The sequence below is a fragment of the Variovorax sp. Root411 genome (assembly GCF_001425205.1).
Taxonomy (GTDB): Bacteria; Pseudomonadota; Gammaproteobacteria; order Burkholderiales; family Burkholderiaceae_C; genus Variovorax.
Genome location: NZ_LMDW01000001.1, coordinates 878277 through 898157 on the forward strand (window position 1 = coordinate 878277; position 19881 = coordinate 898157).

Below are 19881 nucleotides of genomic sequence, written 5' to 3' on the forward strand. Positions count from 1 at the left end.
CTGTAAGCCGGTGCGCGCCGGATGCGGCATGGCAAAGACACAATTGTGAATGGACTTTGCACCGCGGAACATGTCCCGCCGATAGGCCATTGGCCGTATCGGCCGGATGCTCAGCCGCGCGGGGCGGGCAGCATGCGACGCAGGGCTTCGAAGAACAGGTCCGACTGCTCCCGCTCGCCCTGGATCTGCGCCGCCACGTGCGCGGCCAACTTTGCATTTACCGGCACCAGCGGCCGGCCGGTCGATTGCGCGATGACCTGGTGCAGGCAGGCGCGCTCCAGGTAGTAGAGGTCGTCGTAGGCATGGGCGATGGTGCCGCCCGCGACGATCACGCCATGGTTCGCGAGAAAGGCCACGTCCTTGCCGGCCATCGCGCGGGCGATGCGCTCGCCCTCGGCGTCGTCGAGCGCGAGGCCGTTGTATTCGGCGTCGATGGCGATGCGGTTCATGTAGCGCATCGCGTTCTGGCTGGCGGTGGGATCGAGCGCGCGGTCGGCCGTGATCGTGAGCGCGGTGGCGTACGGCATGTGGCAGTGCAGCACGACCGCATGGCCCGTGAGCCGGTGCACCGCGCCATGGATGAAGAGGGCGGTGGGCTCCACGCGATGGCGGCCCGCGAGCACCTCGCCGTGCACGTCGATCAGCACGATGTCGTCGGGGCCGATCTCGCCCCAGTGCAGCCCGCGCGGGTTGATGAGGTAGCGGTCCTGCGCGCCCGGCAGCATCACGCTGAAGTGGTTGCAGACGCCTTCGGACAACCCGTGGTGAGCGGCGGCGCGCAAGGCCAGGGCGAGGTCTTCGCGCAGCTTGCTGACGGCGGGGCTGGCGTAGGCGGCATCGGCGGACATCGAGGGGGTCTCCTTGTTCTTGGGGGGCGTTCGCGGATCAGGCCTGGATCAAGCCCGACCAGGCCGCGATGAATTTCTTCGCATCGTCGCACACCGCCGCGGCCTGCTTGCCGGGCTTGTAGAGCGCGGAACCGATGCCGAACCCGGCCGCGCCGGCCGCGCGCCATTCGGCCATGTTCGCGGGCGTGATGCCGCCCACGGGCATGACGGGCGTGCCGGCCGGCAGCACGGCCAACAGGGCCTTCACCACGGCGGGCGAGGCCAGTTCGGCCGGGAACAGCTTGAGCCCGGTGGCGCCGGCCGCGAGTGCGCCGAAGGCCTCGGTCGGCGTCATGACGCCCGGCAGGCAGACCATGCCGAGCCGCGCGGCCTCGGCGATGACCTCGGCGTTGCAGTTGGGCGAGACGATCAACTCGCCGCCGGCCGCATGCACGTCGCGCACCTGCTGTGCGCCGAGCACCGTACCGGCGCCGACCAGCGCGTGCGGAAAGCGCTTGCGCATCAACGCGATGCTCTCCAGCGGCTGCGGCGAATTGAGCGGCACTTCGAGCAGCCGGAAGCCTGGCTCGACGATGGCGTCGCCGATGTCGGCTGCCTCGGCGGGCGTGAGGCCGCGCAGGATCGCCACCAGGGGCAGCTCGCGCATCGCAGTGGTGAATTTTTCGAGAGGCGTGGTCATGTGGAAGCTCTGTCGGTGTCGAGAAAACCGGACAGTGCATGCAGTCCGGCCCAGGTGGCTTCGGCCCCCAGCGTGCGCGTGGTGACGCCGGTGGCGCGCAGGGCCAATGCATAGCGCTGGGTGAGGGCGGACGAGCCGATGAGGATCACCTCGCCGGCCGCCTGCAACGACTGCGTGCGCAGTTCCTCGCCGATCAGCAGGCCCGAGAGGTAGCTCGACAGCTCCTGCTCGGGCATGCGCTCGAACAGCGCCAGCGTGCGCGTGCCGAAGGCGTTGTGCAGCAGGCCGTGGCCGTTTTCCGAGCAGGTCACGCCTTCGAGGAAAGAGGCCTCGTCGAGCGGCGCCGATGCATCGAGCGTGCGAGCCAGGATCGAGTGCTGGCTCAGCAGCGCGTAGAACTCGCCCGTCATGTAGGTGCGGAAGCCCGCGACGCGGCCCTTCTTGACCGTGACCCATTTGTTGTGCGTGCCGGGCAGCACGAAGACGCCGTCGTCCAGGCCGGTGATCGACATGGCGCCGAAGATCTGCACCTCTTCGCCGCGCATCACGTCGGGCACGCCGGCGTGCTCGTCGCTCAGGCCCGGCACGATTGCGATGCTGGCACCGGGGATTGCGTTGATGTCGATGATCCTGCGGCCCACCTCGACACGGCCGGCGGGGCAGGCGCAGTAGGGCGCTTCGACCCAGCCCTGCTTGCTGCCAGCCATGCCGGAGATCAGGCAGCGCGCGCCTTCCAGGCGCATCCAGTCGCCGAACAGCGACTCGAAGACCGCGGGAAAGCCACCCTCGGGCACCGTGAGGATGCCGCGGGCGTCGCTGCGCTCTTCCAACACCTTGCCGTGGGCGTCCAGCAAGGCACCGCGCAGCGAGCTTGTGCCCCAGTCGATGGCTATCAGTCTTGTCATGTCTGTCGCCTGTGTTTTGTTTCGGGGCGCGTGCCCAGGCCACCGGGTACTCCCCTCCGCGAATGTCCCCCGCTTCGCTCCTCCTTTATTTCGCTGCGGGGAGCACCCGGTGCCCTGTGCACGGGCCTTTTTCGCGAAATAAAGGAGGAGCGAAGCGGGGGACATTCGCGAAAAAGGTCACCGCGTCGGCGGGATCGCGCCCCTAAGCCCGACCTGCTCAGTGATTGTCGCGCGGCACAAAAGCCCCACGGCGACCACGCAGAAAGCCCAGGTCCGCCCCCTGGTCGGCCTGCAGCACTGTGTCGACATAGAGCTTCCAGTAGCCCGAGTCCAGCGGCGCCTTGGGCGCGACCCATTTCTCGCGGCGCTTCGCCAGCTCTTCGTCGCTCACATGCAGATGCAATTTGCGGTTCGGCACGTCGAGCTCGACGATGTCGCCGTCCTGCACCAGCGCCAGCGGCCCGCCCGCAGCCGCTTCGGGCGCGGTATGCAGCACCACGGTGCCATAGGCCGTGCCGCTCATGCGCGCATCGCTGATGCGGACCATGTCGGTGATGCCCTTGCGCAGCACCTTCGGCGGCAGCGGCATGTTGCCGGCCTCGGCCATGCCGGGGTAGCCCTTGGGGCCGCAGTTCTTCAGCACCATGATGCAGTGCTCATCGATGTCGAGGTTCTCGTCGTCGATGCGCTTGTGCAGGTCTTCGGCGCTTTCGAACACCACCGCGCGGCCCTTGTGCACCAGCAGCTCGGGCGTGGCCGCGCTGGGCTTGATGATGGCGCCGTTGGGCGCGAGGTTGCCGCGCAGCACGCAGATGCCGGCCTTCTCCTTGAAGGGCTCGGCCAGCGTGCGAATGACCTGCGGGCCGTAGTTCTCGGCGTCCTTCACGTTCTCCCACACGCTCTGGCCGGTGACGGTGAGGATGTCCTTGTGCAGGTGCTCGGCGATCTCCTTGATCACCACCGGCAGGCCGCCCGCGTAGCAGAAGTCTTCCATCAGGTACTGGCCCGAGGGCTGCAGGTTCACCAGGCAGGGCAACTCGGCGGCCAGCCGGTCGAAATCGTCGAGCGTGAGGTCGACGCCCATGCGGCCTGCAATGGCCAGCAGGTGGATCACGAAGTTGGTCGAACCGCCGATGGCCGCATTGACCTTGATTGCATTCTCGATCGCCTGGCGCGTGAGGATCTTCGACATGTTCATGTCTTCATGCACCATGTCGACGATGCGCCGGCCCGCCTGCCGTGCAAGCACGTTGCGGCGGCCGTCGACGGCGGGGTAGGCCGCATTGCCCGGCAGGCCGATGCCCAGCGACTCGACCATGCTGGCCATGGTGCTGGCGGTGCCCATCGTCATGCAGTGGCCGTGGCTGCGGTGCATGCAGCTCTCGGCCTCGAAGAACTCCTGCAGCTTGAGCGTGCCGGCGCGCACCTGCTCGCTCATCTGCCACACGCCGGTGCCCGAGCCCAGCTCCTGGCCGCGCCACTTGCCCGAGAGCATGGGGCCGCCCGACACGCCGATGGTCGGCAGGTCGACGCTGGCCGCGCCCATCATCAGTGCGGGCGTGGTCTTGTCGCAGCCCATGAGCAGCACCACACCGTCGAGCGGGTTGCCGCGGATGCTTTCTTCGACGTCCATGCTCGCGAGGTTGCGGTACAGCATGGCGGTGGGGCGCAGCAGCGTTTCGCCAAGCGACATCACCGGGAACTCGAGCGGGAAGCCGCCCGCCTCATACACGCCGATCTTCACTTGCTCGGCCAGCGTGCGGAAGTGCGAGTTGCAGGGCGTGAGTTCGCTGAAGGTGTTGCAGATGCCGATGACGGGGCGGCCGTCGAACTGGTCGTGCGGCAGGCCCTTGCCTTTCAACCAGCTGCGGTAGATGAAGCCGTCGCGGTCGTTGCGGCCGAACCATTGCTGGCTGCGAAGTTCACCGGGTTTCTTCTTGGGGGCGGTGCTCATGGATGTCTCTCTTTGTTGTCGAAATAAGAGGCAGAACTCTCAGGGTTTGTCCTGCCGATCCGTGCTTTCAATCATCATATGATAAGCGCGATCAACACGCCGGACCCTTCGTGTTTTCGAGCGTCGAGATACCGAATTTCACATCGCACATGATCAAGAACATCCACGGTCGAACGCTCGAACTGCTCGGTGAAGCCGTGGTGTCCGGGCGCTATGCGATCGGTGCGTCGATCCCCTCCGAGCCCGTGCTCGGTGAGGAACTCGGCGTGAGCCGGACCGTGGTGCGCGAGGCCATCAAGTCGCTGGCGGCCAAGGGCCTGATCGTCACGGGGCCGAAGGTCGGCACGCGCGTGCTGCCCAAGGACAAGTGGAACTGGTTCGACCCCGACGTCATCACCTGGCAGGCGCGCGCGGGGCTCACGCCCGAGTTCCTGCGCGACCTGCAGGACTTGCGCCGCGTAGTGGAGCCGGCGGCCGTGCGGCTCGCGGCCGAGCGGGCCACGGCCAAGGACATCGAGGAAATAGAGACCGCCTTTGCCGGCATGAAGGAGGCCGTGGAGAACGGCGGCGACTACGTCACCTTCGACCTGCGCTTTCACAACGGCCTGTTGAGTGCCGCGGGCAACCGCATGCTCGCGCAGATGAGCAAGGTGCTCAACGCGCTGCTGCGCACCAGTTTCGAGATTTCGACCGCCAAGCCCGACGGTCCCGCGCTGTCGCTGCCCTTGCACCGCGCGGTGATCGACGCGGTGATCGCGCATGACCCAACCAAGGCCGAGCTCGCGATCATCCGCCTCATCGATGGCGCGCGCCAGGACATCGAGGACGTGCTGGGCTCGCGCCGGCGATTGCCGCGCCTGAGCCGGCCCCCGCCGAGGCTCAAGGCCAGCTAGCCGCATCTGCGCCGTCTAAGCGTTTGTCCGCAGTTCGCATCCGGTTCTTTCACCCTACGCTCGCGCCCCGAGCAAATTCCACCGAAGAAGAGAAGGAGACATCAACCATGAAACTCGTCAAGTCGCTGATCGCGCCAACGCTGCTCGCGCTGGGCCTGCTGTCGGCAGGCCACGTTGCCGCGCAGGAAAAACTCACCGTCTGGTGGGTCAAGGGCTTCTACAAGGCGGAGGACGACGCGCTGTTCGCCGCCATCAAGAAGTTCGAGGACAAGAACAAGAACGTCAAGATCGAGCTGTCGCAGTACCCGATCCAGGACATGATCCCCAAGACCGTGTCCGCGCTCGATTCGGGCAGCCCGCCCGACGTGGCCTACGCCGACGTGTACGACTTCCAGGTCACCGGCAAGTGGGCGTTCGACGGCAAGCTCGAAGACATCAGCAGCGTGCTCACGCCCATGAAGGACCGCTTCGCGCCCAACACGCTCGAAACCACCTACCTCTACAACGACCAGACCAAGAAGAAGGCCTACTACGCCTTCCCGATCAAGCAGCAGACGATGCACATCGAGTACTGGCGCGACATGCTGGCGGAGGCGGGCTTCAAGGAGTCGGACATCCCGGCCACCTGGAAGGAGTACTGGTCGTTCTGGTGCGAGAAGGTGCAACCTGCCAGCCGCAAGGAAAGCGGCAAGCGCACCTTCGGCATCGGCATGCCGATGGGCGTGGATTCGAGCGACTCGTTCTATTCGTTCCTGACCTTCATGGACGCCTACAACGTCAAGCTGGTGGACGACAACGGCAAGCTGCTGGTGGACGACCCGAAGGTGCGCACCGGCCTGATCGGCGCGCTGACCGACTACACCGCGCCCTACACAAAGGGCTGCACGCCGCCTTCTTCCACCAGCTGGAAGGACCCGGACAACAACGTCGCGTTCCACAACAAGACGACCGTGATGACGCACAACGCGACCATCTCCATCGCCGCCAAGTGGCTCGACGATTCGGACAACGCTTCGCTCACGCCCGAACAGCGTGAGGAAGCGCGCAAGAACTACACCGAGCGCATCCGCACGGCCGGCTTCCCGAGCAAGCCCGACGGCAGCAAGATGGTCTATCGCAGTGCGGTGAAGACCGGCGTGGTGTTCAAGGACGCGAAGAACAAGGCCCGCGCCAAGGAGTTCGTCGCCTTCCTGATGCAGGAAGAGAACCTGACGCCGTACGTCGAAGGCTCGCTGGGCCGCTGGTTCCCCGTCACCAAGGCCGCGCAGCAGCGCGACTTCTGGAAGGCTGACCCGCACCGCCTCTCGGTCTACAACCAGTACGCCGCCGGCACCGTGACCTTCGAATTCACCAAGAACTACAAGTTCACCGTGCTGAACAACGAGAACGTCTGGGCCAAGGCCATGAGCCGCGTCGTCACCGACAAGGTGCCAGTGGACAAGGCCGTGGACGAGATGATCGCGCGCATCAAGACGGTGGCGGCGCAGTAAGCCGTACGCGTACGGCACCACTTCATCGGACTGACTCGTATGAGCTCTATCGTCGCCGCCGCGCCGCCCACGGCGCCTGTTGCCAATCTCGGGGCGCGCCATGCGCGCTGGCAGTTCTGGGGCGCGGTCATGGTCGTGCCCTACCTGCTGGTGTTCGTGGTGTTCGTGCTCTACCCGGTGGGCTACGGGCTTTGGCTCGCCCGCCATCCGCAAAGCTACGTGAAGCTGGTCGAAGACCCGATCTTCTTCCGATCGGTGATCAACACGGCCATCTTCCTGATCGTGGCGATCAACCTCAAGATGCTCGTGGCACTGGTGCTTTCGGGCTTCTTCGTGACATCGCGCTGGTGGATCAAGATCGTCTCGGCGATCTTCATCCTGCCCTGGGCGATGCCTTCGATTCCAACCATCCTGTCGATCCGCTTCATGCTGAACCCGGAGTGGGGCGTGATCAACAGCACCATTTTCCGCCTGACCGGCGCCGACGGGCCCAACTGGCTCAACGACCCCGCGCTGGCATTGGCCTTCGCGATGGTGGTCCACGTGTGGAAGTCGCTGCCGTTCTGGACGCTCATTCTGGTGGCGGGTCGGCTGGCCATCCCCAACGAGCAATACGAGGCCGCCTCAGTCGACGGCGCATCGTCCTGGCAGAAATTCCGCTTCGTGAGCTGGCCCGCGTTGAAGACGCTCTACGTCACCTCGCTGATCCTCTCGATGATCTGGACGCTGGGCGACTTCAACAGCGTCTACCTGCTGACCGGCGGCGGACCTGCCGACCTGACGCACGTGCTCGCAACGCTGGGCATCCGCTACCTGCGGCTCGACCAGGTCGACCTGTCGATGGCTTCCATCGTGGTGGCGCTGCCGCTCGTGCTGCCGCTCGTTTACTTCATGATGAAGAGGCTCTCGAAATGAGCCCCCACGTTCATCACTTCGTGTATTCACTGCCCCCCGAGGGGGCCGCCGCCCTCCTAGAGGCGGCTCGTCGGAGGGCGAAATGAAACGCTGGACCCCCAAGGCCGTAGCGACCGAGGCCAAGCTGCTGCTGATCGGCATCCCGGTGCTGCTGTGGACGCTGATCCCGGTCTACCACATGGTGCTGTTCGCGATCTCGTCGAAGGACTCCGCGACCTCGGGCCACCTGTGGCCCAAGAACCCGACGCTGGACAACTTCCGCATCGTGTTCCAGCAGAAGCACTTCTACCTCGATCACTTCTGGCTGCAGCTGTGGAACTCGCTGCTGATCGCGTTGTCGGTGGGCGTGCTCACGCTGTTCGTTGCGACCACGGCGGCGTTTGCCATCAGCCGGCTGCGCGTGCGCGGCGGGCGCACGGTGATGAACCTGGCGCTGTTCACGTACTTCATCCCGGCGGCGTTCCTGGCCGTGCCCATGTACAAGACCATGGGCAACTACGGGCTGCTCAACAGCCAGTGGGCGCTGATCCTGGCGATGGTGACCATCGCCTCGCCGTACTGCATCTGGGTGCTGAAGCAGGCGTCGGACAAGCTGCCCTACGAACTCGACGAAGCCGCACGCATGGACGGCGCCTCGCCGCTGCAGCTGTTCCGCCTCGTGTACCTGCCGCTGATGGTGCCGTCGCTGGTGGCGGTGGGCACCTATTCGCTGCTGCTGGCATGGAACGAGTACCTCTATGCCTTCCTGCTGCTGTCGAACGACAGGAGCGTGACCCTTGCCGTCGCGCTCGGCAACTTCCTCTCGGCGGACGATTCGCCGTGGGAGCTGCTGATGGCCACCGGCCTCATCTATGCGTTGCCGCCTGCGGCGATCTACTACGCCTTCAAACGCTACATGGTGGGTGGCCTGACGGCCGGCGCCGTCAAGAGCTGAACGAATTCAGGAACGACAACATGGCATCCGTAACCTTTCGCAATATCCAGAAATCCTTCGGCAAGGTCCAGATCATCAAGGGCCTTGGCTTCGACATCACCGACGGCGAATTCGTCGTGCTGGTCGGCCCTTCGGGCTGCGGCAAGTCGACGCTGCTGCGCATGCTCGCGGGCCTGGAAGACATCAGCGGCGGCGAGATCGTCATTGACGGCCGCGTGGTCAACGACCTCGAGTCGAAGGACCGCGACATCGCCATGGTGTTCCAGAGCTACGCGCTGTACCCGCACATGACGGTGGGCGAGAACATGGGCTTCAGCCTGCGGCTGCGCAACGCCGAGAAGTCGGTGACCGACGAACGCGTGTCTCGCGCTGCGAAGATCCTCAACCTCGACGCGCTGCTGGGCCGCTATCCGCGCGAGCTTTCGGGCGGCCAGCGCCAGCGCGTGGCCATGGGCCGTGCCATCGTGCGAGACCCGAAGGTGTTCTTGTTCGACGAGCCGCTGTCCAACCTCGACGCCAAGCTGCGTGTGGCGATGCGCGCCGAGATCAAGGCGCTGCACCAGCGCCTGAAGACCACCACCGTCTACGTGACGCACGACCAGATCGAGGCCATGACCATGGCCGACCGCATCGTGGTGATGCACGACGGCATCATCGAGCAGATCGGCACGCCGCTGGAGCTGTACGACCGGCCCGACAACCTGTTCGTCGCGCAGTTCATCGGCTCGCCATCGATGAACGTGCTCGAGGGCACGGTGCGGCGCGCCGGTGGCGACTGCTGGGTCGAATCGCAAGGCGCGCGCTGGCCGGTGCCGGCCGGCACCTCGGCACCCGACGGACAGCCTGTGCACTACGGCATCCGGCCCGGCGACATGACGCTCGGCGGCGGCCCGCACAGCGTCGAAGCGAAGGTGATCGTGGTCGAGCCCACCGGTGCCGAGACCGAACTGCTGGTGCAGGTCGGCGAGGAAAAGCTGGTGCTGGCGGTGCATGGCCGCGTCGATGCCGGACCCGACGAGACCGTGCGGCTGGCCATCAGCGCGGAGAGCGTGCACCTGTTCGACCGGCAGACCGGCCGGCGCATGGGCTGATCTTCAGGCCGTGCGCAGCCGCAGCAAGGCGCGCACGAAGCCGTGGTCCGAGCGCGAGCGGTCGCGCCCTTCGTGCAGGTGGTCGTTGAAGTAGTCGACGCGCCGCACGTCGCCCAGGCTGTGGCGGCTGGTGGCAACGAATTCCTCGCTCACGAAAATCTGGTCAAGCACATCCGGAAAGCCCTGGTGGATGTGCGAGTACGCCACGTCCTTCTTGAGCGCCGATTCACCCTGCATCTCGTAGGCGTTGAACAGGGCCACGTCGCGCGCGGCCTTGTCGTAGGCGACCTCGGAAGTGGCGGCCACGAGCTGCGTCGTCACGCTGTGCGGGTTGTCGTTGAAGTCGCCCATCACCACGAGCGGCACGTTCGTGTCCTGCAGCAGGTCGATGACGATGCAGCGCAGGGCCGAGGCCTCCGCGCCGCGCATCAGCAGCGAGCGCAGCGACGCCATCACGCCCACCTTGCGGTCGTCGCGGTCTTCGAGCGGGTTGCCGTGTGCGTCCTGCAGGAATTTCGGGCGCTTGGACTTCAGGTGCACCGTGAGCACATGCACCTGCTGGCCATGCTTCATGCGCACCGTGGCGAGCAGGGGAGGCCGCTCGAAGCGCGTGTGGGGGCCCAGGCCCGGCACCTCGACGCCGAAGCCCGGAGGGAAGTCGACGAAGGAGCGAAGCTCGTCCACCTTCAGCCGCGTCGCGATGCCCACGCGCGGCGTGCCCTGCGCGCCGGTGTGCGGTGGCGTGTTCTCGGCACCCGGCACCGAGACGAAGTCGTAGCGCAGGCCGCTGCGCGCGATGCAGGCCTTGAGCGCCGACTCGTCCCACACTTCCTGCACCGCCAGCACGTCGGCATTGAGCGCATGGAAGCGCTCGCTGGTCCAGTCGATCTTTCGTTCGTACTCGCGCTCGGTGTAGGCGTCCTGGTTCTCGTAGTACACGCGGTTCGGCGCCGCGAGATTGAGGAGGTTGCAGGTGGCTACGAAGAGGGTGGCGTAGTTGGGTGGGATGTACTGCATGGCGGCAACGATTGTGGCCCGGGTCACCGTTGCTTATCGAAACCTTGCCTGCCACACACGCTGACGACCGCAAAAGAAAAAGGGCACCGAGTGCCCTTTCTTCATCTTCCGGGTAGGTGTTCTACCCGCGGCGAGTCTCAGCGACCGAACGAACGGCCACCACCGCCGCCGCCCGAGCGGCCACCGCCGCCGTAGCCACCACCACCACCCGAACGGCCACCGCCGCCCGAACGGTTGCCGCCGTAGCCGCCACCACCACCGCCGCCCGGGCGGCCGCGACCACGTCCGCCACCCATGTGGTCGACGCTCGTGCGCAACGGATCCGGCTGGCCGGCGCCGCCTGCGACCGCTTCGGCGCGCAGGTGCGCGACCTGGTTGGCCTGGGTCGGGCTATGGCTGTTGCCGTGATGGCGCGGCTGGCGCTCGTCGTGCGGCTGATGGGCCTGTTGCTGATGCGGTGCATGGTGCGGCGTGCGTGCCGGACCTTGCGGGCCACGGCCCTGCGGTGCGCGAGCACCCTGGCCGCGCGGGCCTTGACCCTGGCCTTGGCCCCCGCCGTTGGCGTTGCGGCCTTGACCGCCACCCTGGCCGCCACCACCGCGGCGTTGACCGCCGCCATTGCCACCACCACCAGCGCGCTCGCCGCCACCCTGGCCGGCCTTGTTCTCGCGGATGCGCTGCAGCATCTCGGTGCGGGCAGCCTTGGCGGCCGCCTGCATCACGTCGCGGCTCGGCGGACGGCCGGCGCCGCCCCAGATCGTCTGGCGGCCCATGGCGATCGGTTCTGCGCGTTCGCCTTCTTCAGGGCCGAAGCCCTCGACGATCTGCACGGGAATCGTCTGCTTCGTGAAGCGTTCGATTTCCTGCATGAAGCCTTCTTCGTCCAGGCACACGAAGCTCACGGCCTCGCCGCTCGAACCGGCGCGGCCGGTGCGGCCGATGCGGTGAACGTAGTCTTCGCTGACGTTCGGAATTTCGTAGTTCACGACGTGCGGCAGTTCGTCGATGTCGATGCCGCGGGCCGCGATGTCGGTGGCCACCAGCGCGCGGATGTCGCCGGTCTTGAAGCCGGCCAGCGCCTGCGTGCGGGCGCTCTGGCTCTTGTTGCCGTGCAGCGCCATCGCCTCGATGCCGTTCTTGGTGAGGAATTCGGCCACGCTGTTGGCGCCGAACTTGGTGCGCGTGAACACGAGCACCTGGCTCCACTTGTTCTCGTTGATGATGTGCGCGAGCAGCGCCTTCTTCTTGCCGCGGCCCACGGGGTGGATCACCTGCGTGATGCGCTGCACGGTGGTGTTGCGCGGCGTGACCTGGATGCTTTGCGGGTTCTTCAGCAGCGTGGCCGCGAGGTCGCGGATCTCGTCGCTGAAGGTGGCCGAGAACAGCAGGCTCTGCTTTTCCTTGGGCACCAGGGCCAGGATCTTCTTCACGTCGTGGATGAAGCCCATGTCGAGCATGCGGTCGGCTTCGTCGAGGATCAGCATCTGCACCTGGCTCAGGTCGAGCATGCCCTGCTGCTGCAGGTCGAGCAGGCGGCCGGGGGTGGCCACGAGGATGTCGACGCCCTTCTTGAGCTTGCTGATCTGCGGGTTCATGCCGACGCCGCCGAAGATCACGGTCGAGTCGAGCTGCAGGTACTTGCCGTAGGTGCGGACAGACTCTTCGACCTGGGCCGCGAGTTCGCGCGTGGGGGTCAGCACGAGGGCGCGGATGCCGACACCGCCGAACTTGTTGGTGGCGCTGCGGCTCATGGTGAGCTTGTGCAGCATGGGCAGCGTGAAGGCGGCCGTCTTGCCGGTGCCGGTCTGGGCGCCCCCGAGCAGGTCGTGGCCTTCGAGGACGGCGGGGATGGCTTGCGCCTGGATGGGGGTGGGGGTGTCGTAACCGTGCTCGTGCACAGCCTTCAAGATGGCGGGAGCCAGCTTCAGTTCATCAAAATTCATTGGAAACAATAAGCGCCATACACGGCGCAGTGGCATCGGCCCGCTTGGCGTCTTGTTGACGCCGAGCCAGTCAAGGCAGATGAAGGTCAGGGGTGGGAGCCGGAAAGTCCGCCCTCGCAAAAGGGTTGAAATGGACCTTTCTTCGTCCCCGGCAGAGAGCCGGTGTTGCGGGCAACTGGACCCGGCAACGGTGGCTATTGTCGCATGAGTCGATAATCGGTGGTTTGCCGCGCCTGAATGCCTCCCAAGGGCTTCTTTCTGGCGACCGCGCTTTCCCCCCGAATCTTTGTACCCAAGGTAACTACTCCCAGATGGCTCAATACGTCTATTCGATGAACCGTGTCAGCAAGACCGTGCCGCCCAAGCGGCAGCTCTTGAAAGACATTTCGCTCTCTTTCTTCCCCGGCGCCAAGATCGGCGTGCTCGGCCTGAACGGCTCGGGCAAGTCCACGCTGCTCAAGATCATGGCGGGTGTGGACAAGGAGTTCGAGGGCGAGGCGCTGCCCATGCCGGGGATGACGATCGGCTATCTGGAGCAGGAACCCAAGCTCAACACCGAGCACACGGTGCGCGAATCGGTCGAAGAGTCCATGGGCGCGGTGTTCGCGGCCAAGGCGCGCCTCGAAGAGGTGTACATCGCCTACGGTGCCGAAGACGCCGACTTCGACGCGCTGGCCGCCGAGCAGGCCCAGCTCGAAGCCATCATCGCCACCGCCGGCACCGATTCCGAGCATCAGCTGGAAATCGCCGCCGACGCACTGCGCCTTCCGCCGTGGGACGCGAAGATCGGCCTGCTGTCAGGCGGCGAAAAGCGCCGCGTGGCGCTGTGCCGCCTGCTGCTGTCCAAGCCCGACATGCTGCTGCTCGATGAGCCGACCAACCACCTGGATGCCGAATCGGTGGAGTGGCTCGAAGTGTTCCTGCAGCGCTTCACGGGCACCGTGGTGGCCATCACCCACGATCGCTACTTCCTGGACAACGCCGCCGAGTGGATCCTGGAAATGGACCGCGGTCGCGGCATTCCCTGGAAGGGCAACTACAGCACCTGGCTCGAGCAGAAGGGCGAACGCCTGGCGCAGGAGCAAAAGAGCGAAGAAGCCCACGCCAAGGCCCTGAAGAAGGAACTGGAGTGGTCGCGCCAGAACCCGAAGGCACGCCAGGCCAAGAGCAAGTCGCGCCTGGCCCGCTTCGAAGAGCTGAGCGACATGGAATACCAGAAGCGCAACGAAACGCAGGAAATCTTCATACCTGTGGCGGAGCGACTGGGCCAGCAGGTGTTCGAGTTCCACGGCGTCAGCAAGTCCTTCGGCGACCGCATGCTGATCGACAACCTGAGCTTCACCGTGCCGCCGGGCGCGATCGTCGGCATCATCGGCCCGAACGGCGCCGGCAAGTCGACGCTCTTCAAGCTGCTCGCGGGCAAGGAACAGCCGGACAGCGGCCATGTGGTCATCGGCTCGACCGTCAAGGCGGCTTTCGTCGACCAGCACCGCGACGAGCTCGCCAACCAGAAGACCGTGTGGGAAGACATCTCGAACGGCCTGGACATCATCAACGTCGGCAAGTTCCAGATGGCCAGCCGTGCGTATGCAGGTCGCTTCAACTTCAACGGTGCGGACCAGCAGAAGAAGGTCGGCACGCTGTCGGGCGGCGAGCGCGGTCGTTTGCACCTGGCCAAGACCCTGATCGCGGGCGGCAACGTGCTGATGCTCGATGAACCGTCGAACGACCTGGACGTGGAAACCCTGCGCGCGCTCGAAGACGCGTTGCTCGAGTTCGCCGGCACGGTCATGGTGATCAGCCATGACCGCTGGTTCCTCGACCGCATCGCCACCCACATCCTGGCCGCCGAAGGCGACAGCCAGTGGACCTTCTTCGACGGCAACTACCAGGAGTACGAAGCCGACAAGAAGAAGCGCCTGGGCGAAGAAGGCGCGAAGCCCAAGCGCATGCGCTACAAGGCCCTCAAGTAAGGCTCCGGTATTTCTCCCTCCCCTTCCGGGGGAGGGTTGGGGTGGGGGCTCGACGGCCTTCGAACAGGCACCGCTGCATTGCAAGCGCCGTCAGCCCCCATCCCTGCCTTCCCCCAGAGGGGGAAGGAGCAAGACAAAGACAGCGCGTGGTTCTCAAAGGGACTGCGCGCTTTTTTCATCGTCCGCCGCAAACACCTCGCGCGCCGCAAACAGCCCGTTGAGCGCCGCCGGAAAGCCCACGTAGACCGCCATCTGCATGATGACCTCGACCACCTCGGTGCGCGTCACGCCGACGTTCAGCGCGGCCTGGATGTGCACCTTCAGCTGCGGCACTGCATTTCCCATGGCCGTGAGCGCGGCCACCGTCGCGATTTCGCGGGAGCGCAGGTCGAGGCCGGGGCGCGAGTAGATGTCGCCGAACGGAAACTCGATCACCAGGCGGGCGAAGTCGGGCGCGATGCCGGCCAGGCTCTCGACCACCTTGACGCCGCCTTCACCGTCGATCTCGTGAAGCTTGGCCAGGCCGCGCGTGTAGCGCAGGTTGTCGTCGTGGCCCTGGTTCTGTGTGTTCGTCATTGCTCGTCTTTCCTTCCGGGGCAGTGCCCGATGAAGGAGGACGCTTCTTCGTCTTCTCGACCGCACGATAGTGGTCGATCTTGAGCGACAGCGCCAGCATGGATTGCTGCAGCGCCGCCACCCGGGCCTGAACTTCGGCGAGGTGCTGCTCGAGCATCTCGCGCCGTTCGCCGACGCTGGCGTCCCCCTGGCTTCGAAGCGTGGCGAAGGCCTGCATGCCCTGGATGGACATGCCGGTCTCGCGCAGGCGCAACAGGAAAGCCAGCCAGTCCATGTCGGCGCTCGCATAGCGGCGCTGACCGCCCGGTGCACGGGACACCGCGGCGATCAGCCCGATGCGTTCGTAGTAGCGCAGCGTGTAGGCCGTGAGGCCGGTTCGCTGCGCGACTTCCGCGATGGTCAGACTGGTTTCCATGGCGTTGAATTCTCGAAGTTAGAGCGCGCTCCAAGTCAAGCGCTTTGACGAACTATTCTTGCTGAGCGTGCAGGTCGGCATCGAGCCAGCCGCGCAGGCTGTTCACGAAGGCAAGTGCCTGCACGCGTGGCAGATCGTCCGCCCGCACGACGGCTTCGGCAAGCTGGCCGCTGCGCAGCCGATTGGCGCGGCCGACGCCGTTCAGCAGGCCGCAGTGCAAGGGCGGCGTGACCCAGCGGCCGTCGAGCAGCAGGGCGATGTTGCCGCGCGTGCATTCGGTGATCTCGCCGTCGCGGTTCCAGAGCAAGGTGTCGAACACACCCGCGGCGGTGGGCGCGAAGGCGTCGTAGTGGGCGCGTCGGGTGGTCTTGAAGCGGGTGAAGTCGCTGTCGGCCTCGTCGAACGCGCGCGTGGCCAGTTGCAGTTGGACACGCGCGGGTGGCGCCTCCATCGCAAAGGCTTCGGCGCGCGGCACGCCTTGCGCATCGAGCAGCAGGCGCACGCGCCACGTGCCGGTGGCGTGCCGTGCCTTGAGTCGATCGAGGCATGCAGTGACGAGCGCTTCGCTCCACGCGCGGCCGAAATGCGCTGCTGCGGCCGCCATGCGCGCAAGGTGCGCGGGCGCATCGCGCAGCTCGCCGCCAACCAGCGCAAGGGTTTCGAGCAGCTCGAACGGCGGGCTCGCTGCCTGGCCCAGGAAGGCTCGCTTGTGACGCCATTCCTCCCACTCGGCATCCGCCCGCGCATCGGCCGTGATGCCGCTGCCGATGCCGCAGCGCGCCTCGGTGCCGCGCAGCGTCACGGTGCGGATCGGCACATTGAAGGTCGCATGGCCGCCGGGCCGTACCACGCCGACCGCGCCGCAGTACACACCGCGCGCCTCGGGCTCCAGCTCGCGGATCAGCCGCATCGCGCTGACCTTGGGCGCGCCGGTGATCGAGCCGCACGGAAACAGCGCCCCGAACAGGTCGGCCAGCGTGGTGCCGTCGCGCACGAGCGCCTCGACATCCGACGTCATCTGCCACACCGTCGGCAGCGCCTCCGTGTGAAACAGCCGGGGCACGCGCACCGAAAAAGGCCGCGCCACGCGTGAGAGATCGTTGCGGATCAGGTCCACGATCATCACGTTTTCGGCCCGTTCCTTCGGCACGGTGCGCAGCCGCTGTGCCAGCGCCTCATCTTCGGCGGACGTGGCGCCGCGCGGGGCCGTGCCCTTCATGGGGCGCGTCAGGATGCGGTCGCCCTGCCAGTCGAAGAAGAGTTCGGGTGACACAGACAGCACCTGTTCTTCGCCGGTGTCGATGAAGGCGCTGTAGCCGCCGGGCTGCGCCTGCCGCAGCGCGAGGAACCAGTCGCGCGCGTCGCCGTGGAATTCAGCATGCAATGCGGCGGTGTAGTTGAGCTGGTAGAGCTCGCCGTCGGCAATTGCGCGGTGGATGGCCTGCATGCGCTGGTCGAAGGACTCGCGCGAGAGGCTGCCTTGCCATTCGACCGGCGGCATCGCGGGCGAATCATCCGGCCAGGGCTGCACTTCGTCATGCACGCCGAACCATGCCAGCGGGCCGTCGGCTTCGTGCACGGCAAACGCAGGATCGAATGCCTCGGCAGCCTCGTAGCGCAGATACCCCACGCACCAGCGCCCCTCGCGCGCCAGCGCCTCTACAGCCTCCAGCACCGGCCGCACCTCGCCGGCAGTCCGCGCCACCAGCACGCGCGATGGCGCGCCGAAAGCCAGGCGCAGCCGGCTCGCGCCATCGCTGCGCGGCTGCGCAAAATCGATCAGCGTGCGCAAGGCCGGACGCAGGGCGCCATCAGCCGGCATCGTTGGCCGCGGCCGTCGGTGCGGCAGCGCCTTGCGACGTCCTGGCCAGCACCCGCTTGCGCACCGCATAGATGTTGTTGCGCAGCGCGTAGAGCTCGTCGGCATATGAAAGCGGCACGGCCACCTTGTTGACGACACGGTCGAGTTGGTCGAGGTCTTCGAGCAGCACCTTCTGAGCGCCCTGTTGCGAATCGACCTTGGCCTCGATGTCGCGCAGCCGCGCATACCAGCGGAAGACGCGCCGCCGCACGCGGAACTGATAAAGCGGCGGCACCACGCGGCTCAGCGGCAGCATCAACACCAACAGGCCGCCCAGCACCAGCCACATGCGCTCGACCAGGTTGCTGGCCCAGAACGGCAGGTAGCGCTGCCAGATCGGCGGCGTGCCGTTGATGGCGCGGTCGCCCTCGGGGCTCACCGGCAGTTCGCTGGTGCGCGTGTTGGGGAAGTCGCGCGCCCGGTTGAACCATCCGGCGCCGCCATGCATCGACTGCGCAGCCTGTGCGAACAGCTGGCGCAAGGCAGGGTGCGTTTCCTCGCGCGACAGCAGCGAGGTGGTGGCCGCGAGCAGCGACACGTCGTGCGGCGGCAGGTCTTTCGACAGGTCGACCACGCCGCGCGGCAGCGTCACTGCCGAGAGGAACGGAAAGCGCCGCGAGTAGGCGTCGGCCTGGCCGAAGTCCATGAGCTTGATGTCGTCCGAGCGCAGCAGCCGCTGCACCTGCGGCGACTGCGGCGCCGAAGACAGCACGATGGCGTCGAGCAGCCCGGCCTGTAGCGCTTCGGCCGCGGCCGCCTGTTCGAGGTTCGACAACAGCAGGTCGCCGGGGCCGAGATTGTTGGCCTTGAGCATCCGCTCCATGATGTCGGGCAGGCCGCTGCCCGGCATGTCGACGTTCACGCGCAGGCCGCGCAATTGCGTGAGCGAGCTCAGCGTGCCGGTCTTGCGGTCGATCTTCTGTGCCGAGTCGGCGCGATAGAACAGCCAGATCGGCTCGTAGAACAGGCTGCCGAGCGAGGTCAGACCAGCCTCTTCGTCGGCCACGGGGTCGGCGCTGCCGCCGCGCACGAAGCCCACGTCGGCGCCGCCGGTGCGCAGCAGCTGCAGGTTCTCGGTCGAGCCCGACGTGGGCTTGAGCTCCACCTCGATGCCGGCGCGCTTGAGGGCTTCCGCGTAGTGCTTGCCGAACTGAGCATAGGCGCTGCCCGTGGGGCCGGTGGCGAGCGTGACGTGCTTGGGCGGCTGTGGCTGCAGCCACCAGTAGGCGGCGATCAGCAGGCCGATCACGATGAACACGATCGGCCCGGCCGAGGCGATCAGGTCGCGGATCGACAGCAGGATCAGTTTCAAGGTTCTGGGAAACGCCATGGTGGTCTCTTCCGTGTTCAGCCGCGCGGCGTGGCGAGATCGGCCGCGCAGGGAATGTGCAGCTCGCCTACCGTCACGGACCGCGCCGCGTGCACCGCGCGCAGCGTGGCGATCGCGACGGCCTCGGCCGCCATGGTGCTGAGCACCGTCATGCCCGGCGCGCTGCCTTCCAGCGGCACGCGGCCGGTGGCCAGCGCGAACAGCGTGTCGCCGTCGCTCATGGTGTGCACCGGGTTGATGGCGCGCGCCAGCCCGTCGTGCGCGACCATGGCGAGCCGGTTGGCCTGCACCTTGGTCAGCACCGCGTCGGTGGCGATCACGCCGATGGTGGTGTTGGTGCCCGCCAGCAGCGGCTTGGGGCTGTCGCCGCGCAGCAGCGCGCGGCGCGTGTCGAGCAGCGCCTTGCCGTCTTCGGTGCGCGCGCCGGCCACGGGCTGGCCGGTGTTGTGGTCGATCACGTCGCCCAGCGAGTTGACCGCGATCAGCGCGCCCACCGTGACGCCGCCGACCGTGACCGACGCGGTGCCGACGCCGCCCTTCATTGCACGGTCCACGCCGAAGAGTTTGCCGACCAGCGCGCCGGTGCCCGCGCCCACGTTGCCTTCGGCGGGCGCCGCGGTGCTCGCGGCCTCGCAGGCCGCATAGCCGGCGGCGGCATCGGGGCGGATGCGCGCATCGCCCATGGGCAGGTCGAACAGCACGGCGGCCGGCACGATGGGCAGGGTGCCGAAGCGCACGTCCATGCCGATGCCGCGTTCTTCCATCCATTGCATTGCGCCATCGGCGGCCGCGAGGCCCCAGGCGCTGCCGCCCGCGAGCATCACCGCGTGCACCTGCTGCACGAGGTTGCCGGGCGCGAGCAGGTCGGTCTCGCGCGTGCCGGGGGCGGCGCCGCGCACGTCCACGCCGGCCACCGCGCCGTCGCGCGCCATGACCACGGTGCAGCCGGTGGGGCGGCGGGTGTCGGAGAAATGGCCGACCTCGATGCCGGCGACGTCGGTGATGGAACCGGCGGATTGGGAGGGAGCAGAAACTGAGGCTGACATGGCGGCCGATT

The 19881-nt window shown here is 66.7% G+C and carries 16 protein-coding genes and 1 pseudogene; 6 read left to right on the top strand and 11 right to left on the bottom strand.

Features of this window, described 5'->3' with window-relative positions; translation table 11 throughout:
• Positions 1–110: 110 nt before the first annotated feature.
• The 4 genes and pseudogenes from ASC92_RS04050 to ASC92_RS04065 form a co-directional block, all read right to left on the bottom strand.
• Positions 111–854: pseudogene (locus ASC92_RS04050) on the bottom strand (aldolase); the annotation flags it as partial.
• Positions 855–885: 31 nt separating this feature from the next.
• The gene (locus ASC92_RS04055; RefSeq protein ID WP_056510569.1) at positions 886–1527 is read right to left on the bottom strand and encodes a 2-dehydro-3-deoxy-6-phosphogalactonate aldolase; all 642 of its coding nucleotides are present in this window, start codon (positions 1525–1527) and stop codon (positions 886–888) included.
• Positions 1524–2432: a 2-dehydro-3-deoxygalactonokinase gene (locus tag ASC92_RS04060; protein ID WP_056510571.1), complete on the bottom strand. Its 909-nt coding sequence runs from the start codon at positions 2430–2432 to the stop codon at positions 1524–1526. The genes ASC92_RS04055 and ASC92_RS04060 overlap by 4 nt, the downstream gene beginning before the upstream one ends.
• A gap of 217 nt (positions 2433–2649) precedes the next feature.
• Positions 2650–4386 carry an IlvD/Edd family dehydratase gene (locus ASC92_RS04065; RefSeq protein WP_056510573.1) on the bottom strand — a complete coding sequence of 579 codons (1737 nt, stop codon included), beginning with the start codon at positions 4384–4386 and terminating at the stop codon, positions 2650–2652.
• 149 nt (positions 4387–4535) lie between these two features.
• On the opposite strand from ASC92_RS04065, the gene ASC92_RS04070 reads away from it, so the two are divergent.
• From ASC92_RS04070 to ASC92_RS04090, 5 genes are all read left to right on the top strand, one after another.
• A complete protein-coding gene (locus tag ASC92_RS04070) occupies positions 4536–5279 on the top strand; it encodes a FadR/GntR family transcriptional regulator (RefSeq protein ID WP_056510574.1) in 744 nt (247 codons plus the stop codon).
• A 107-nt stretch (positions 5280–5386) separates the two neighbouring features.
• Positions 5387–6769 carry an ABC transporter substrate-binding protein gene (locus tag ASC92_RS04075; protein ID WP_056510577.1) on the top strand — a complete coding sequence of 461 codons (1383 nt, stop codon included), beginning with the start codon at positions 5387–5389 and terminating at the stop codon, positions 6767–6769.
• Positions 6770–6808: 39 nt separating this feature from the next.
• Complete coding sequence (locus ASC92_RS04080) at positions 6809–7684, top strand: carbohydrate ABC transporter permease (protein WP_082519458.1); 876 nt, start codon at positions 6809–6811, stop codon at positions 7682–7684.
• An 82-nt stretch (positions 7685–7766) separates the two neighbouring features.
• Positions 7767–8618, top strand: a complete 852-nt coding sequence (locus tag ASC92_RS04085; RefSeq protein WP_056510582.1) for a carbohydrate ABC transporter permease — start codon at positions 7767–7769, stop codon at positions 8616–8618.
• A gap of 20 nt (positions 8619–8638) precedes the next feature.
• Positions 8639–9709, top strand: a complete 1071-nt coding sequence (locus ASC92_RS04090) for an ABC transporter ATP-binding protein (protein WP_056510585.1) — start codon at positions 8639–8641, stop codon at positions 9707–9709.
• Positions 9710–9712: 3 nt separating this feature from the next.
• On the opposite strand, the gene ASC92_RS04095 is transcribed toward ASC92_RS04090, so the two are convergent.
• Both ASC92_RS04095 and ASC92_RS04100 read right to left on the bottom strand, forming a co-directional pair.
• Positions 9713–10726, bottom strand: coding sequence for an endonuclease/exonuclease/phosphatase family protein (locus ASC92_RS04095; protein ID WP_056510587.1), 1014 nt, complete (start codon positions 10724–10726; stop codon positions 9713–9715).
• A gap of 137 nt (positions 10727–10863) precedes the next feature.
• Complete coding sequence (locus ASC92_RS04100) at positions 10864–12669, bottom strand: DEAD/DEAH box helicase (protein ID WP_056510590.1); 1806 nt, start codon at positions 12667–12669, stop codon at positions 10864–10866.
• A gap of 311 nt (positions 12670–12980) precedes the next feature.
• Between ASC92_RS04100 and ettA the strand changes: the two genes are divergently transcribed.
• On the top strand, positions 12981–14642 hold the full coding sequence (gene ettA / locus ASC92_RS04105; RefSeq protein ID WP_056510593.1) for an energy-dependent translational throttle protein EttA: 1662 nt from the start codon (positions 12981–12983) through the stop codon (positions 14640–14642).
• A gap of 153 nt (positions 14643–14795) precedes the next feature.
• Here the strand turns inward: ettA and ASC92_RS04110 are convergent, their stop codons facing one another.
• Genes ASC92_RS04110 through ASC92_RS04130 form a run of 5 tightly spaced genes read right to left on the bottom strand, consistent with a single transcriptional unit; the run spans position 14796 to position 19870 of the window.
• Positions 14796–15218: a carboxymuconolactone decarboxylase family protein gene (locus tag ASC92_RS04110; RefSeq protein WP_056510595.1), complete on the bottom strand. Its 423-nt coding sequence runs from the start codon at positions 15216–15218 to the stop codon at positions 14796–14798.
• Positions 15136–15633, bottom strand: coding sequence for a MerR family transcriptional regulator (locus ASC92_RS04115; RefSeq protein WP_056510598.1), 498 nt, complete (start codon positions 15631–15633; stop codon positions 15136–15138). Before ASC92_RS04115 ends, ASC92_RS04110 begins: the two co-directional genes overlap by 83 nt.
• Before the next feature lie 52 nt (positions 15634–15685).
• On the bottom strand, positions 15686–17455 hold the full coding sequence (gene pabB / locus ASC92_RS04120; RefSeq protein WP_056510601.1) for an aminodeoxychorismate synthase component I: 1770 nt from the start codon (positions 17453–17455) through the stop codon (positions 15686–15688).
• Positions 17445–18824, bottom strand: coding sequence for a TAXI family TRAP transporter solute-binding subunit (locus ASC92_RS04125; RefSeq protein ID WP_056510606.1), 1380 nt, complete (start codon positions 18822–18824; stop codon positions 17445–17447). The genes pabB and ASC92_RS04125 overlap by 11 nt, the downstream gene beginning before the upstream one ends.
• Before the next feature lie 17 nt (positions 18825–18841).
• Positions 18842–19870 carry a P1 family peptidase gene (locus ASC92_RS04130; protein ID WP_056510609.1) on the bottom strand — a complete coding sequence of 343 codons (1029 nt, stop codon included), beginning with the start codon at positions 19868–19870 and terminating at the stop codon, positions 18842–18844.
• Between the last annotated feature and the right edge of the window lie 11 nt (positions 19871–19881).